The organism is Candidatus Hydrogenedentota bacterium (assembly GCA_012523015.1).
In the GTDB taxonomy this organism is placed as follows: domain Bacteria; phylum Hydrogenedentota; class Hydrogenedentia; order Hydrogenedentales; family CAITNO01; genus JAAYBJ01.
On record JAAYJI010000352.1, the window covers coordinates 1 to 15,579 of the forward strand.

10 protein-coding genes are annotated in these 15,579 nt (G+C 50.0%); 7 read left to right on the forward strand and 3 right to left on the reverse strand.

Annotated elements, in window-relative coordinates; translation table 11 throughout:
• Positions 1–1,192 precede the first annotated feature (1,192 nt).
• Positions 1,193–4,096: a hypothetical protein gene (locus GX117_15105; GenBank protein ID NLO34655.1), complete on the forward strand. Its 2,904-nt coding sequence runs from the start codon at positions 1,193–1,195 to the stop codon at positions 4,094–4,096.
• A gap of 95 nt (positions 4,097–4,191) precedes the next feature.
• Here GX117_15105 and GX117_15110 read toward each other — a convergent pair whose 3' ends face one another.
• The 3 genes from GX117_15110 to GX117_15120 all read right to left on the reverse strand — a co-directional run bounded on the left by GX117_15110 (position 4,192) and on the right by GX117_15120 (position 7,429).
• Positions 4,192–5,316, reverse strand: a complete 1,125-nt coding sequence (locus GX117_15110; GenBank protein ID NLO34656.1) for a DUF1624 domain-containing protein — start codon at positions 5,314–5,316, stop codon at positions 4,192–4,194.
• Between the two features lie 80 nt (positions 5,317–5,396).
• Positions 5,397–6,032, reverse strand: a complete 636-nt coding sequence (locus tag GX117_15115; protein NLO34657.1) for a class I SAM-dependent methyltransferase — start codon at positions 6,030–6,032, stop codon at positions 5,397–5,399.
• Between the two features lie 74 nt (positions 6,033–6,106).
• Entirely contained in the window at positions 6,107–7,429 is a 1,323-nt protein-coding gene (locus GX117_15120) for a hypothetical protein (GenBank protein ID NLO34658.1), read from the reverse strand.
• A 401-nt stretch (positions 7,430–7,830) separates the two neighbouring features.
• Here GX117_15120 and GX117_15125 point away from each other — a divergent pair, with 401 nt between their 5' ends.
• From GX117_15125 to GX117_15150, 6 genes are all read left to right on the forward strand, one after another.
• Positions 7,831–8,913 (forward strand): NAD(P)H-binding protein, encoded by a 1,083-nt coding sequence (locus tag GX117_15125; GenBank protein NLO34659.1) that lies wholly within the window; start codon positions 7,831–7,833, stop codon positions 8,911–8,913.
• A gap of 57 nt (positions 8,914–8,970) precedes the next feature.
• The gene (locus GX117_15130; protein NLO34660.1) at positions 8,971–11,142 is read left to right on the forward strand and encodes a hypothetical protein; all 2,172 of its coding nucleotides are present in this window, start codon (positions 8,971–8,973) and stop codon (positions 11,140–11,142) included.
• Between the two features lie 189 nt (positions 11,143–11,331).
• On the forward strand, positions 11,332–12,237 hold the full coding sequence (locus tag GX117_15135; protein NLO34661.1) for a hypothetical protein: 906 nt from the start codon (positions 11,332–11,334) through the stop codon (positions 12,235–12,237).
• An 80-nt stretch (positions 12,238–12,317) separates the two neighbouring features.
• A complete protein-coding gene (locus tag GX117_15140) occupies positions 12,318–14,000 on the forward strand; it encodes an AarF/ABC1/UbiB kinase family protein (GenBank protein ID NLO34662.1) in 1,683 nt (560 codons plus the stop codon).
• Between the two features lie 76 nt (positions 14,001–14,076).
• On the forward strand, positions 14,077–14,370 hold the full coding sequence (locus tag GX117_15145; protein ID NLO34663.1) for a hypothetical protein: 294 nt from the start codon (positions 14,077–14,079) through the stop codon (positions 14,368–14,370).
• Positions 14,367–15,488, forward strand: coding sequence for a hypothetical protein (locus GX117_15150; GenBank protein NLO34664.1), 1,122 nt, complete (start codon positions 14,367–14,369; stop codon positions 15,486–15,488). Before GX117_15145 ends, GX117_15150 begins: the two co-directional genes overlap by 4 nt.
• The last annotated feature ends 91 nt before the right edge of the window (positions 15,489–15,579 follow it).

The following is a 15,579-nucleotide window of genomic DNA, read 5'->3' on the forward strand; positions in this document are numbered from 1 at the left end:
CTAGCTTGGCCTTGAACTTATCCGTGAATTGTCTGCGTTTCTTGCCCATCTGCATCCTTTCTTTTTGACCATTTAAAGGATACAGATTCCACTTAAGACAGTGGTACTAATTTCGGGGTAAACCGCAGTTATCACTGGAACCATAGCGAAAATAAACCAGAACATAGATTGGTTGATTTTTTGGAAGAGAAATCAAACTCAGTGCAAAAAAGAATTTTGGAGTCTACGGGAATCAAAATCAAGAGCCCCATTTACTACTCTGCAGAATACAACTACAACATTGACAAACTGTTGGATTTACTTATTAATAACATGCCAAAAGAAAAACGAAAACTGATAACTTAAAACTATGCGTATTGCAGATTTTTTTCCTTTGATTGTGTGATATTATTTTAATATTGAAGCTCTGACCTCCGGCGCTATAATTTTGATTAATAAGATAAAAGAAGATAATTAAGTCATACTTGAGGTTTATCTCGTTAACTTTTTTTGAAGTCTGTTTCCAGGAAACGGCTACATTTCAATCTTGAATCCGACTTCATTCTTGACCGCATTTTATCCCATGAAGTCCGGCGCGCAAAAGGACGCGTCCGGCGTGATACACTTATTAAAGACCAAAAGCCTTCTAATCGCAACTCGCGGTCTAAGATTTTCTATTTGACTATGAAAACTTTTCCATTCAAAACTTAGATCCGTGCTCCCTGAAATCCGCTGGCGTTCTTTAGAACGGGCTCTGAGCGTTATGGCAGCGATGGGCTGTTGATTTTGTAAGGGGGAAAGAATAGGCTTGTTTAGGGGATCAAGCACGCCTATTCACTTGCGATACTCTTGCGCCAAGTCCGGGGCATTCTCTCTTTTTCTCTCCTCCTCACTCTCTTTTTCGGTACAATTTTTCTTTTGTGATTTCGAAGAAATAAATACTAGTAAACTGTGTTTATTGATCCGTATATAGAAAAAAAATTTGCGGTTTTTGAAATATAGCCCCCTTTTTGAATGTTTAAGACAATGGCTGTGCGTTGTATTCGTAGTTTGGATACAGCATTGACCGTTGAAATATGTGTGGTATCTCTATGAAGACGGTCGATAGTTAAATCACCTTTATCCTCCCTCCTACCCCTTCCGAATATTTTCGTCTTGATTAAAATTTACGTGTTGTGTGTATGAATCAAATCTACTCAAGGAGAATGACGAAATGAAGCTGTTTTTGCGAAACCTTTGTGTCTGCCTAACGGTGCTGGTCTGTGCCGTCTCCACTTGCCTATTGTTTAGCGGCTGCGAAGTGGACACGACGCCGCCGGGCCCGGTCAGCAATCTTGTTGCTCTTGCCGGCGACGGCACTGTGTCATTAGGCTGGAGCAACCCCTCGGACAGTGATTTTGCAGGTGTGACGATACTTCGAAAAAATGTGAGTGCGCCGACGTCTCCGGAAGATGGGACGGCGGTCTATACAGGCGTTGAAAATTCCTTTGTCGACGAAACGGTTTCGAACGGCACAGAATATTTTTATAGCGCCTTTGCCTTCGATACCTCCGGTAACTATAGCGAGGGTGTGTCTGCGCAAGCGACGCCCACCATTGCCGGCGCGGAAGAGCGTATTCTCCAAGAATACGAAGATATCCGTGTCATGATCTTAAGTGATCCGGAAGAAGCGCTGGAAGAAGCCGATAAAGAAGACTTGGAAGAGCATCTGCAAGAGGCCGAAGCGCTGTATCGCGGAGGCGATTTATGCGGTGCCGGCGAGGTTTTGTATAGCAAATACTTACGGAAAACTCAGGAACTCCGTCACGATAAAGCGGTGAACACGGCGGAAGACCTGTATAATAAAGGGCGCACACTTCGGCAAGACATCTTGGCCTCCATTGAAGCGAAAGAAGAATGTCCCGGCTCCAAACGGGTGGGCTTAACGGCGGAAGCCAATGTGGAAGAAGAGAGTGCAGCATCGCTCAGCATTTCGGGGATTTTTGGTGAGCCCCGGTTTATAAGCATCGCACAAGGTGAGGGAGCGTCGCGTAAAATCTTCACGGATTTACAGATCCTCGGTGCGGAGACTGCGAACGGTGAGCCCGGCGCGCCGGCGGTTCCGATTTATCGCAATCTGATTGCGGCACCCATAGGCGCAAAAGTGACGCTTGATGATCAGCGTCAATCGGCCGCGCAAGTGGTGGAAGAGATTTCTATGCTCCTCTATCCTTGCCAGCCTCAGCCCCTTGACGATGATATGCCGGATCCTTCGATGTTCGCGAATGCGCCCTTCACGCAGAATCTAGCGGTCTACGATTCGGACGAGCCCTATCCGCCTGAAGCGGTGTCTATCAAATATATGGGCAACGGCCGGGATGTAGAATACTATTTGGTGGAAGTAGCCTCGGGTCAATATTATCCGAAGAGTAATAAATTACGTTTGTTCGGTGAGGCGGATATACATATTTCTTTTGAAGGCGGAGACGGTGTTTTCCTCACGGAAAATATGCTGAGCCCCTTTGAATCGAACGCTTCCCTATATACGGGCGCTGTATTAAACACAGAGTCGTTAAGCAAATTTGTGGGCGGAAAGATTATCAATACTTTTGGCGAAGAGTTTATCATTTTCACCCATCCGAATTTCCAAGCGGCCGCGGAGCGTCTCCGTGATTGGAAGCGGTCTAAAGGCATTTGGACGAGCGTAATTCTCTGCGGTACCGGTTCGGACACGAATTTTCGAAGCAACAACAGTATCGTGGCAGAAATTCACCGCCGTTACAATGAAAACTATCTGCGTCCCTCCTACGTCCTGCTTTTTGGCGATGCTGAATTTATTGCGCCTTTCTATATTAACGGCATCGGTACAGACTGGCCCTATGCTGTTTTGGGTAATCCTCAGACCGATCGTATCCCTGATTTTGCTGTGGGCCGTATTTCGGTTGACACGGCAGAACAGGCGAATACGGTCGTGTCAAAAATTATCCAATACGAAAAAGAGCCGCCTCGGCTGGAAAGTTTCTATGAGAAGGCTGCGATTGCTGCACAGTTCCAATGTTGCCGGACGGGCGCTTCTGAAAGTGGTGTGGAAGAGCGCACCTTCGTCGAAGTCTCTGAGTTCGCGCGCAACGTCATGAGCAGTGCGGGCAAAACGGTTGATCGGCTCTATATTGCGACGGGCAACCAAATCCCGGCACGGTACTATGACGGAACGCTTCTCCCTTCCGCCCTCAGATACGGCAACGGCTTTAGTTGGAACGCGAATTACACCGATATTCAAAATACTTGGAACGAAGGACGTTTCCTGATCATGCACCGTGATCATGGCGGGGTGAACGGCTGGTCTGACCCCCGTTTTACGGTAGGGAACATCCCCAATCTGCGGAACGGCGCGCTGCTGCCTGTGGTCTTCAGTGTAAACTGTGCCAGCGGCTTTTGGGATAACGAAACTGCTGATTCCATTACCCGCACAGACTATGGAACGAGTGCTTCCGGCGTCTATTTTGCGGAACAATTGCTGCGCAAAGCGGACGGCGGCGCTGTGGCGCTGCTCTGCGACACGCGGAATAGTCCCAGCTGGGAAAACTCAGTACTGACCCAAGGCTTTTTTGATGCTATCTGGTCCTCTGCAGTGGGTACCTTCGGAAGCAATGTTTCACAACGGCGCTTAGGCGACATTTTGAACCACGGCAAGCTGTACTTGATGTCGAAGAGCGGAATGGGCGCTTTTGGTTCGATTATCGGAGAATCAGCATCAGTGGCTCAGCTTTATCTGTGGCATTGTTTGGGCGACCCAACGTTGGAATTGTGGACTTCAAACCCGTACCAACAAAGCCTCATCCCCAATTTAAAATATCGTTTTCTCCGGCTCGTTTCGCCGTGGGAAGGCGGCCCGCCTGTAGCCGAATCAATCAGCTTGGAATATCCGGTGGAAGGCGCCATCATTACCGTGTATCGACCGGACAACCTTACACAGACGCGTAAGCCTGATCCTCGGCCTATCGGACGTGGTGTAGTCAATAACGGCGTGAGTTTCATTGATCTGCTGGATCCAATTCCTTTGGAAGAACCTTTGGAATTTGTTGCCAGCGCGCCTAATGCTATCTCGACTATCTTGAAAGGATATAAGATAAACTAAAAGGTTGGTGAAAGAACACGCTGTTTATAACAAATAGGCCTGTCGTCTTGTAGAAGGCGGCAGGCCTCTATGGTTTTGGAGGAGAATCGCGGCTGTTACAGGCGCAGATAGATACGTTTTTTGTCTAAAAACCAGACAAAGAGTAATGCCAGCCCTAAGGCAACGGAGACTTTGAGCATATAGGCGCCGTCTTCGCCAAAGCACAGCGCCACACTGCCGCCGACAAAGCGATCCCCTATTTTCGAGAAATCAATTACACTGCGGGCAATGTAGATGGTCAAGGAATTTTTGCCGATCCAGACGAAGGGCGCAATCCACCATTGCACTTTAAAAATATCAATGACTGTAAAAAACAGGGCTACGAGAATGAGGCTGTATCCCCCTGACACACAGACGTAACTAGGTGTCCAAATTTTTTTAATGATGGGACATTGGAATCCCCAGAGATAGCCGATGAGGACGATGCCCACCCCGGACAGTAAAAATGCCGCTGCCTTTCGTTTTGGGATTATATTCTTCGATTTGATGAGCAGCCCTGCGAAGACGCCCAGGAGACAGGTTCCCACAGCGGGCAAGGTACTTAAGATTCCCTCGGGGTCATAGCTGTCATAGAGTATTCGGCCGGGTAAGAGAGCGGTGTCCATCCAAGAGACCCAATTTTCACCTTCAGCCCATGAAACAGCCGACAGATCGGGTGCGGGGATGAAACTGAGGAGGATCCAATAGCCGCCCAAGATTAGGAATAAGGACGCTAACATGCCGCGCCACGACATAAAACAAAAAAGGAGTCCGGCAAAGAAACAACAGAGGGCAATACGTTGCAACACGCCGAGTATACGCACCTCGGGCCAAGGCTGCGACAAGCCGCCGTTATAGAAGATGCCGAGTAAAAACATGATGAGGCAGCGCCGTCCCAGTCGTTTGAGTGCGGCAAGGCGCCCTTCTTCCTTCAGTATGCGTCCCATGGAAAAGGCGATGGACATGCCTGCGAGAAATATGAAGAGCGGAAAAATCAAATCATAGAAGTAAAAGCCGTCCCACTTGGCATGTTGGAATTGGCGCTGAATGCCTTCTTTCCAAGGCGAACCGAGGAGCCTGCCGATGCCCAAGGCAACCCCTGCTCCGCCTACGAGCCAGAGCATGTCAAAACCACGTAACACATCCACACTGACAATGCGGGCGGATACGGCTTTTGTCGGGGCCTCTGTTTGCGATGTCATGATACCTCTTTTCTAAAGGATGGGTTGGTAGGTTGGATTAAGGCAGTGACGTGCTTAGGCCGCCCTGTCTGCGGGAAGGCTTAAGGATGTTCTGCGCTAATTAAAAACATGGTGAAGGTGGTCATTTCTCCGGTGAGCGATGAGGGCCGGGTTGTCTCTGCGGCGGTAGTTGCTTCAATGTTGATGTAACCGCTTTTCGCGAGGAGTTGGATCAGCTGTTCGCGGTTAAATCCTTTATGGTAGAGGGCGGTTTCATCGCTGTGGAAATGCCCGTTTTCGGTGTCGAGATCGATGAGCCCTATCTTCCCGCCGGGGCGGAGCAATAAGAACAAGTCTTGGAAGAGGGCTTCAATATGTTGAACGTGATGCAGGGTCATGGTAGTGACGATGGCGTCAAAGCTGCCCTTGGCGGGGATGCGCTCTTCTGTCTCCAATTTCCATGTATCCACGTTGGTTAAGGAGGCGAAATCAGCTTTTTGGCGCAGCTGCTCCAGCATCCCGCCGGAGGTATCTGCGCCGGTGATGCGCGCCACCTTTTCGGCGATCTGGAGGGTGACCAATCCGGTGCCGCATCCGAAATCGAGGACGTGCATGTCTTTGTGGAAAGAGATCTTCTGTTCCAATGCTGTGAAAAGATTTTGTGCCATGGTGTGGCGGCGGACTTTATTGTCCCACTGTGGGGCAGCCGTATCAAATTTATGTGTATTCGGATTCATCTCTGTTGTTCCTATGATTTAATCTCCCCTGAGAAGTGTATTTAAACAAAAGTGGAATAGGTCATGCAACGTTTTCAGCGGTAGATGAAATGGGCGGTTGCCTGACAATCTTTGTTGGCGCGGAGCCGCACCCAATGGGCGGAGAAGGCTGCGGGAAATTCATGGTGCAGATATTCTTGAGCTTGCAGCTCTTTTGCGGCGTAGGTCACCCAAGAGGCATCTCCGAGAAAATCCACTTCAACGGTAAATGTGACGGCTTCTTCCGCCTTATTTTGGAGGTGCAATACTTTGTGGTCGAAGCCGGTCATCAAATAAGGGTCGGAAGGTACATCCGCCTGCACGGGGCTATCCCACCAAGGTCCCCCCCACCCTGCGGGCTTGCCCATATTCCACAAATCATCAATATTGCCAAACCATAATCCGGACTGGGGCTGTCCCACGGCATTATCGGTTTGGTCGGACGCCATGACGAAGAGTCCGCGCCAATGACAATAATCAGGGACAATACGGAGGTGGGTGGAAATGGGCCGTATCCCCCACACTCTGCCTGCATAGATTAATGCGGGCAATTCGTAAAATATACCGTGCAAGTCCATGATATAGCGCTCGGTCTGGGCTTCACGAATGCGCATCCATTCCGTGTTCCACGTGTGATCAAAAGACTGGCTGCCTTTGGGCAGCAGATAGCGCGACCATTGCCCATCGTGGAGTACTCGTAGAATGGCGCTTGATTTATCCCAGCCCGTGGCAAAAAGAGTATTGCCGAAGCGCTGCCCCGCTATAGGATTTTGTTTGCCTGAGACCTCCACGAAGGGGTTCCGTTCGAGGACGGTCCATGTTTCGCCGTCCCATTCCGCCAGACAACCGGCGGCTCTGGTGCCGAGAAACTCTTCTTCTTCATAGGTATTATTGGCGACGACGACCCGTCCTTGTGCGGTGTGGCAGCCTTTGAAATGGGCTTGTCCGTCAATTTTCAGAGTCTCTTTTAAATCGGCGAGTTCGGTGGTCTCGAGGCTCAGCAGATCAGTTTCAAAAAACAAACCTTCCATGGTCAGGAAATAAACCATGCTTTTGGGATGCACGAGATGGCGGGCTGTGGCGGTCAAGCGGTGCCCCTTTAAGGCTTCAATGGTGCGCACATTTCCTTCCGCATCGATCACGTGGGGACCGATCACTGCCTGCGAGGTTTCCCAATGAACCAAGCGGTTGGCGAAAGTTCCGGTGACGGCTTCGGGATGGAGACGCATGGTCATATCCTCAGAAATTTCATAAAGCCCTATGCCGGCGCCGTGGATGTGTGCCACATAGCCAATCGCCCATAATTTGTCTGCCCACGGGATGAGGGCGCCTACGCCGGTCTCACTGCGGCTGTTAACGCCGGATGCAAAGACGGTCAAGGACGGGAAGACGCCGTTGATTTGGACGGGCTCGGATGAGACAGCGCCTTGGGCTGCGGCAAGGGCAGATACGAGACAGAAAAGACTCGAGACAAAGACAGATAAAGATAGACGCATGATATTTCCTCCTGATGTATAGGAAATGATACCAAAAATAGACTGTGGATGTTGTTTTTGAAGCGTGAGCGTCGCTTTACGCGTTCCGGTGTCAATGAGAATTGAACTTGACCGTGTTAATGTGGGAATATGAAATGTCCGAATTGAGTCCTTATGCATCAGAATAGGGAAAGCTTTTAGGGTTTTAGGAGCGCGCCTTTTGCAAGGTCATTTCAGATCGGACATAGGCGCTGCCAAGGCTGTAGTCCTCGTATTTTATTTTTAAAATGAAAGGAGTTGCTTCTATGACAGAACACGGCGTATTTATGATTTATGGCGCCAACGGTTATACGGGCAAACACTGCGCTTTAGAGGCATTGGAACGAGGCATGCGCCCCATTCTCGCGGGCAGAAATAAAGAGGCTGTCGAAGCCCTTGCCGCTGAACTGAACTTGGCGCAGCGTATCTTTAATTTGAGCGATACGGTGGCCAGTGCGCGGGCGCTTGAAGATGTTACCCTTGTGTTGAACTGTGCCGGTCCCTTTTCCGCGACGGCGGCGCCGATGCTGGACGCGTGCGTGATCTCGAAAACACACTACCTTGACGTGACAGGAGAAATCAGCGTATTCGAAACCATTTTCCGTGAGCGAGACCGCTGGACGCAAGCGGGTATTGCCGTACTGCCGGGGGTAGGCTATGATGTGGTGCCTTCAGACTGTTTGGCTGCGATGTTGAAGGAGGCGCTGCCCGACGCCACTACGCTGCGGCTTGCGTTGAAGAACAAAGCGGGACACTTGAGCCCGGGTACAGCCAAAACCATTTTGGAAGGAGTTGCTCAAGGCGTGACCGTGAGACGAGACGGCGCTTTTGAACAGTTGACGGTGGGCACGCTCAGTGATACGATCCCTTTCGCCTCCGGGGAAGACTTTGCCATTGCCATTCCATGGGGCGATGTGTCTACGGCATTCCATTCTACGGGCATTCCCAATATTGAAGTCTTTACCGCTGTATCGGAAAAACAATATAAAACGGTGCGGCGTTGGGGAGCCTATGCCTCGTTGCTGCAAAAGAAATGGATACAACAATTGGCGAAATGGGCTGTGGGCAAGATGATTTCGGGACCTGATGAAACCAAGCGTTTGGAAGACACGTCGGAGTTTTACGGCCTTGTGAGCAATGAATCGGGCGACCGTGTTTCGATGACGATGACCACGCCGAACGGCTATTCGCTCACCTTTGAATCTGCCATACGCTGTGCGGAACATGTCCTTGCGGGCAAGGTCGGTGGCGGCGCTTGGACACCTTCCTTAGCCTTTGGCAGTCAATTCATTAAAGAATTGTCCGGTGTTGCCTGCGGCGCCTTAGAACAAAAGAACAGCACTCCGTGAGCGCATTCTTTCTGGGCGCAAACATAATGGTGCATGGAGCCTTTCCAAGGAGATGTCATGATACAGCGACTTGTTCTTTCCTTATTACTCGTTTTGGCGTTGATTAGCCTCCTCTCTTTTGCGGATACCTTCGGCCCTGATTATACCTGCTTTCAAGAGGCGGGTCCCTACACGCCGCAAATCGATATTGGCACTGATATGGCGGTGGTCTATGGTGTGAATGAAAGCTTTAAAGAACGGGTGGCTCGGTGGCGGGAAGAGGGCTATTCCATTGGCATGATGACGGGCATCGCGTGGGGCCATTATGGTGACTATTATAACGACGGGTCGGGCTTCAAAAAAGAGGAAGTGCAAACGGCGAAATCGGGCAGGCTGTATATGCACGGCGACAGCACGACGGTGGGCTACAATGTCCCTACCGACGCCTATATCGAATATATTAAAAAGCGTGTGGAAACGGCTGTGGATGAGGGGGTACAAGCCATCTTTTTAGAGGAACCGGAGTATTGGGCAGAAACAGGCTGGAGCGATGCTTTCAAAGAAGAATGGGCACGCTTTTTTGGCGAGCCGTGGCAGGCGCCTGATTCGAGTGTGGACGCTCAATACCGGGCGAGCAAACTCAAGTATGAACTCTATTTCAACGCCTTGCGAGAGGTCTTCAGTCATATCAAAGAACGCGCCCAAGAACAAGGCAAAAGCGTGGATTGTATTGTGCCGACCCACAGCCTCAACAGCTATGCCCAGTGGCGCATTGTCAGCCCTATGGCACATTTAATGGATCTGGAAGCCATGGACGGCTATGTGGCGCAGGTGTGGACGGGCACAGCTCGGAGTGCCAATGTGTATCGGGGTTTGTTGAAAGAACGTACCTTCGAGAGCGGCTTCTTGGAATATAGCCAAATGCTCGCCATGGTACGTCCCACGGGCAGGAAAGTTTGGTTTCTTGCTGATCCTATCGAAGACAATCCCAACTACAGTTGGAACAACTACAAACTAAATTATGAGTGCACCGTTATCTCCTCCTTGTTTTGGCCGGAAGTGCACCGCTTTGAAGTGATGCCTTGGCCTACTCGTATTTTCAAGGGCAGTTATCCGAAAGTCGATCGGGACAGGAGTTCCGAAGAACGTGAGGGCATCCCCATGGACTATGCCACAGAAATCTTGAGTGTTATAAATGCGCTCAATGACATGGATCAGGACGTTGTCGAATATGAGACGGGCACACGGGGTATTGGTGTGCTGGTCTCGGATAGTTTGATGTTTCAGCGTGCCGCGCCCACGTCAAGCGATGCCCATCTGAGCCACCTTTATGGGCTGACCATGCCCCTTGTGAAACATGGCATCCCCGTGGAACTGGTTCAAATGGAAAACTTGGAAACGCCCAATGTGTTGGACAGGATGAAGCTGTTGCTGCTTAGCTATGAAGGTCAAAAACCGCTCAAAGCAGACTATCATAAGATTTTGGAGCGCTGGGTCCGTGATGGCGGCAGCCTTCTTTTTATCGATGATGGGAAAGATCCGTACAATCTTGTTCGGGTATGGTGGAATAAATACGGCGGTACAAAAGGGACGCCGGCCATGGATTTGCTTGATCGTCTACAGCTTCAAAACGCCGCGTCGTCGACCGCTGCGGCCGTGGATAAAGGGTGGGTCTGTATTTATAAGAAGGCTCCGAGCGAGCTGGCAAAAGAGGAAAACGGCGCTGATGAGCTGATGGCGCTCGTGAGAATGATGCTGCAGCGGCGGGGCGAAACATTGAAGACCCAAAACTATCTGAAATTGCGGCGCGGTCCCTACGTTATCGCGTCGGTGATGGATGAATCGATTGATGATGAGTCGCTGACCTTGAGTGGTCTCTTTATTGATATTCTGGATCCCCGATTACCTATCATTGATGAAAAAATCTTGGGGCCGGGAGAAAGAAGCTTGCTCTATGATCTTCATTGGGCACGGGAACATCTCGGCGATACCAAGGTGGCGGCGGCTGCCTGCAGGATCCGGAAAGAACAGAAAGATAAGGAGCAGTTCCGCTTTGTGGCGCGGGGCCCCGTAGGTACACGTGCTCGGGCACGCGTCGCATTGCCTGCCGCTCCCGCTTCCTTAAAGACAAAACCCGGTATATTTGTTGATCAGCAGTGGGACGCAAATAGCAATACCTTATGGCTGGATTTCGATAATCAGGCGCAAGACATCCTGTTTACACTTGTTTTGGCGGAGGCGAAGACTTGAGCCGTGACGCTTGCAGGGGCATATCTTTTCCTGAATTGAGCCGCAAATAGTATATACTCTTCCCACACCGACGCGTTTTGAAATGAATACCTATTTCGCGTGCTTGGTGCTTGGAATAAGGGATGGGGAAAAACTGTTACTCCTCGGGTTTAAGGTATTGGTTCACACTGTCCAGAAAGGATCTTTTTCATGAAGAATAACGCAACTTGGCTTGTATACACGCTGCTTCTTTTGCTGATGGCGCCCATGATGGTGTGGGCGGCTCCTGCTGCTAAAGCGGACCCTGTCCCGGAGAAACTGCCGTGGACCCTGCGCGAACACTATACCTTTCACGGGGAAGGGCTGCGTTTAGATTATGCGAAAGATAACGCGGAATGGCGGATCAAAGAATATGAAGAAGATTCCGAATCGAGCCGCATGTATCCGAAACTGGTGCTCCGCGATGTGGGCTTCTCCATTGACGTTAAAAATGGGCCCGTATTAAATAATGAACTGCTGAGTGCAACGGGTGAAACGACGATGCACCGGGAAGCCTACAACTGCGATATTTTAGGGGAAGGCACGACTTACGCTGTCGAATTTGTTCCCTATGAAGGGCTGACGGTAAAACACAGCCTGATCACCATGCGCCGCTGGAATTTCATCCGTGTGGTTATCTCCATTACCAACACGAGCGGCGCGCCTGTTGAAATCGCTAAAATTTCACCGGTAATCATCTCTTCCGATAATTATCCCAACCTCAGTGTGAACGCAGTGACTTCCACAAACAGCCTGGTCTACGAAGATGGCAAGGCGGTGCTGGGCGATACGGGTGCTGTGAACACCATTCGCCTCTTCGATCCCGACCGGAATGTGACGCTGCTCATGGGCTTTATCCCTACGGGTCAGGGAGTCTGTGAATTTAGAAAATATCCTGCCGGCGCTCCTCTGGAAGGTATTTTCGAGACGGTCTATGATCCCGCTGTGGTGATTGCCGACGGCGAAACGATGGAAAGCAATCCCCTTTCCATCGGCTTCGGTATTGATGCGGAGATTATGGAAGGTCAATACGCCTATCTTCTGCGGAAGTTTTGTGAAGTGCCGGAGACGAAGTAAAACAACTTTTCAACGCCGGACAGAGTTGGGCAAGCCATGACACAAGTTGTATAGTATGTTTATCCCTATAAGGATCGGACATGTTTTACAGCAAACTGGGACGACATAAAGTTAATGTAGTGCGCTTTGCCGAAATAACGCAAGTGTTGCTGCGTCATGGTTTTTCCGATATTCTGTGTCGTGCCGGGCTGGATAAAGGCTGGCCCGGCAAAATTTTAAAGCGCATGAAGATCGTGGAAACGCCTCATGAGGAACCCTCCACTTTCGGCAGCAGACTGCGTGAAACGCTGATTGAATTGGGGCCTAGCTTCATTAAACTAGGACAGGTCTTGAGTACCCGTTCCGATCTGGTAGGCTCCACCCTTGCCATGGAGCTGAGCCGCCTGCAAGATGATGTTACACCTGATCCTTTTACAGTTTTTGGCCCGCTGATTGAAGAGGAACTGGGCAAAAGCATTGATACGGTCTTCCAATCCATCAATTGCGAGCCCGTTGCTTCCGCCTCACTCAGTCAGGTTTATCACGGTGTACTCGTTACGGGCGAAGAGGTGGCCGTCAAGGTGCAACGCCCCGACATTCACCAGATCATCAAATCCGATATCAGCCTTTTGCGCACCGTTGCGGAGTGGATCGCCAAACATCAAAAAGGCCGGCTCATTATTAATCCTGTAGGCATTGTGGAAGAATTCTCTCGATCCATTACGAGAGAGTTGGATTTCACTTTGGAAGCACGGGCTGCCTTTAGTTTTGCCGAAAATTTTGCTGATGTAAAAGATATTGTTATTCCAAGACCTTTTCCGGACTTGTGCACACCCAAGCTTCTCGTCTTGGAATGGGTTGAAGGCGTTCCCATCAATTGCATGGAGGATTACGAGCCTCTAAACAGCTCCCCCGCTGCTGTGTCGGCAGTAGGATGCCACGCGCTCTTTGAGATGATCTTTAGCCACCAATTATTTCATGCAGATCCCCACCCCGGCAATGTATTCCTTTTAAAGGACAACCGCATTGCATTCCTTGATCTGGGAATGGCGGGGCATCTTGAGCTCTCTGATGTATACGTCTTTTCCGATATCCTATTGTCCGTATTCAACGGCGATACGGAACAGTGCTTGAATTCTCTGTTGTTTTTGGCGGGTAAAGAAGACCTGGCAACCCGTGATGAATTGCGCTATGAACTGTCTGAATTTATCGCCTTTGAAGCGCCCCTCATCCTGTCTCAAGGATTGGTGGCGCGGGGCTTGGAGCTGATGGTACAGGTTATGGGCCGTCATCGTTTAGAGATCAATCCCCGGTTTTCCTTGTTGATTAAAGCGCTGATCACCATTGAAATTGTGGGGCGGGAACTGGATCCAAGTCTGGATATGATCAAAATGGTGCGCCCCTATGTGGAGTCCATGATCCTGAAACGATACCATCCCACCCATCTGTTGCAGGAACTAAAGACGCACACTTTAGGCTATCTGCGGCTTAGCCGTCAAGCGCCCACCGATGTGGCTCATTTATTACGGCAATTGCGTTCAGGTAAAATGAAAGTTCATATTCATCATGATCATCTGGAAGCGCTGGCGGTGACCATTGACCGGGCAAGCAAAAGAAATGCCGTTGCTGTTGTCGCCGCCGCCTTGTTTGTGGGATCGAGTATGCTGTTCCTAGCCGATGCGCACATGGAAGAACTGGCACTCATCGGCTACATTGCGTCGGGATTGCTGAGCGTGGGATTGGTACTGTCCATCCTTTGGCGCAGCAGCTTCGGCAAAGATTAGTTTAGGAATCTTCCCGTTTTCCCGCCCATGATTCAGATTGGCAGTATAATGTATACTATGAACGAAGGAAATAGGCATGGATACCTTAAGAACCTTGACAGGATGGATTTTATTTTTGATTATGAGCGTATTGGCGGCTTTCTTTTGGCACCAGTCCGCTTCTCGAGGCAGAGAAATTAGCGAACTCGAGAGCAGCATTTTAGAAATAAATCTTCAAATTGAAAAATTAAACGCGGACATCCTGTTGATCCATCATGAATTCGACAAAAATGAAATAGGTCTTGAAAATGGGGTGAGTTTACCCGTATCCTCTTCCCTAGGGGAGGTAAAACAAGAAGCAATAATCCTTGAAGAGGATACGAATCCATGAACATTCAAGCAGTAAATGTGGAAAGCGGTTTTGAAATTCCCATTCCTGTACAAAAGGAAGAAGGTTTTATGAAGAAATTTTTGCGTATTTTTTTAAAGGTGGTGGCAATAACGGCTGTAGTCGTTTTGCTGTTCAGCATCTTCACCTATTTCCAAGGTATTCAATACACAATCGCCCTCTTGACCGGCTCGCTCCGTGACCCCTATTTTGATCATACGCCCTATTCGCCCGAACAAAATTGTGCCGGCGCGGCTGCCTGCGATAGCGGAGCAATACGGATCCTGAGCTATAACGTCCTTTGTCGTGTATGTGTCAAAGATGAGTTTGATCCGTGGTCTGTGCGGATTGAGCATCTGCGCGGGCTGGTGGAACGATATGATCCCGATCTGATCGGCACGCAGGAACTGGGCGGTTGGGAGGATATTCAAGAATTCCTGCCTGAAGGCGATGTCTACGGTACGGTCTCTTTTGAGTTTGGTCCGTGGACCTATGCAGATTCCGCCCTCTTTTATCGCCACGCCAAATATGAACTTTTAGATTCCGGTCAATTCTGGCTCAGCCCGAAACCGGGGCTGCCCTTTGGCTTTGGATGGCTCAAGTTGAGTATGCCCCGTTATGTGTGCTGGGCGTGTTTACGTGACCGCAGCAACGGCTTCACCTTCTTATTCTTGAACTCTCATTTCGATAATAATGGCGTCAACAAAAAGGAGACGGGTCAGTTGGTTCATGACAGTTTTGGCCCTCATGCGGAACGGCTGCCCATCCTCTTCACCGGCGATTTCAATATCAATCCTACGACGGATTACTATGCTGCGCTGCAACGGGGCGGCACTGATACGGTGACTTTTGTAAATGCTGCTGATCTCGTGCCCCGTCTGGAAATGCAAGAATATGTACCCGGATCCCCGGATCCGGTGAATACGGTCGACTTTCCTTTCTTTAATCGGGCGATCGAACATCTTTTCGTAACGGGGCCTCTTCCCGCAACTGTTAATCGGTGGATCATGGATTATAATATCTACGGAGAAGCGCAAAAATGGGCGTCCGACCATCCCGCGCTCTATGTTGAACTGGCGTTCAGCAGCGAATTCGACGACGGGGAGACCGATCTTCCCTGACCGCGACGGCGCACAGCACCATTCAATCCTTTTCCCGGATAGCTGTTCGTGGCTGGCTCGCGGAAGGACAGTTCAATTCTTTTCAAGGGCA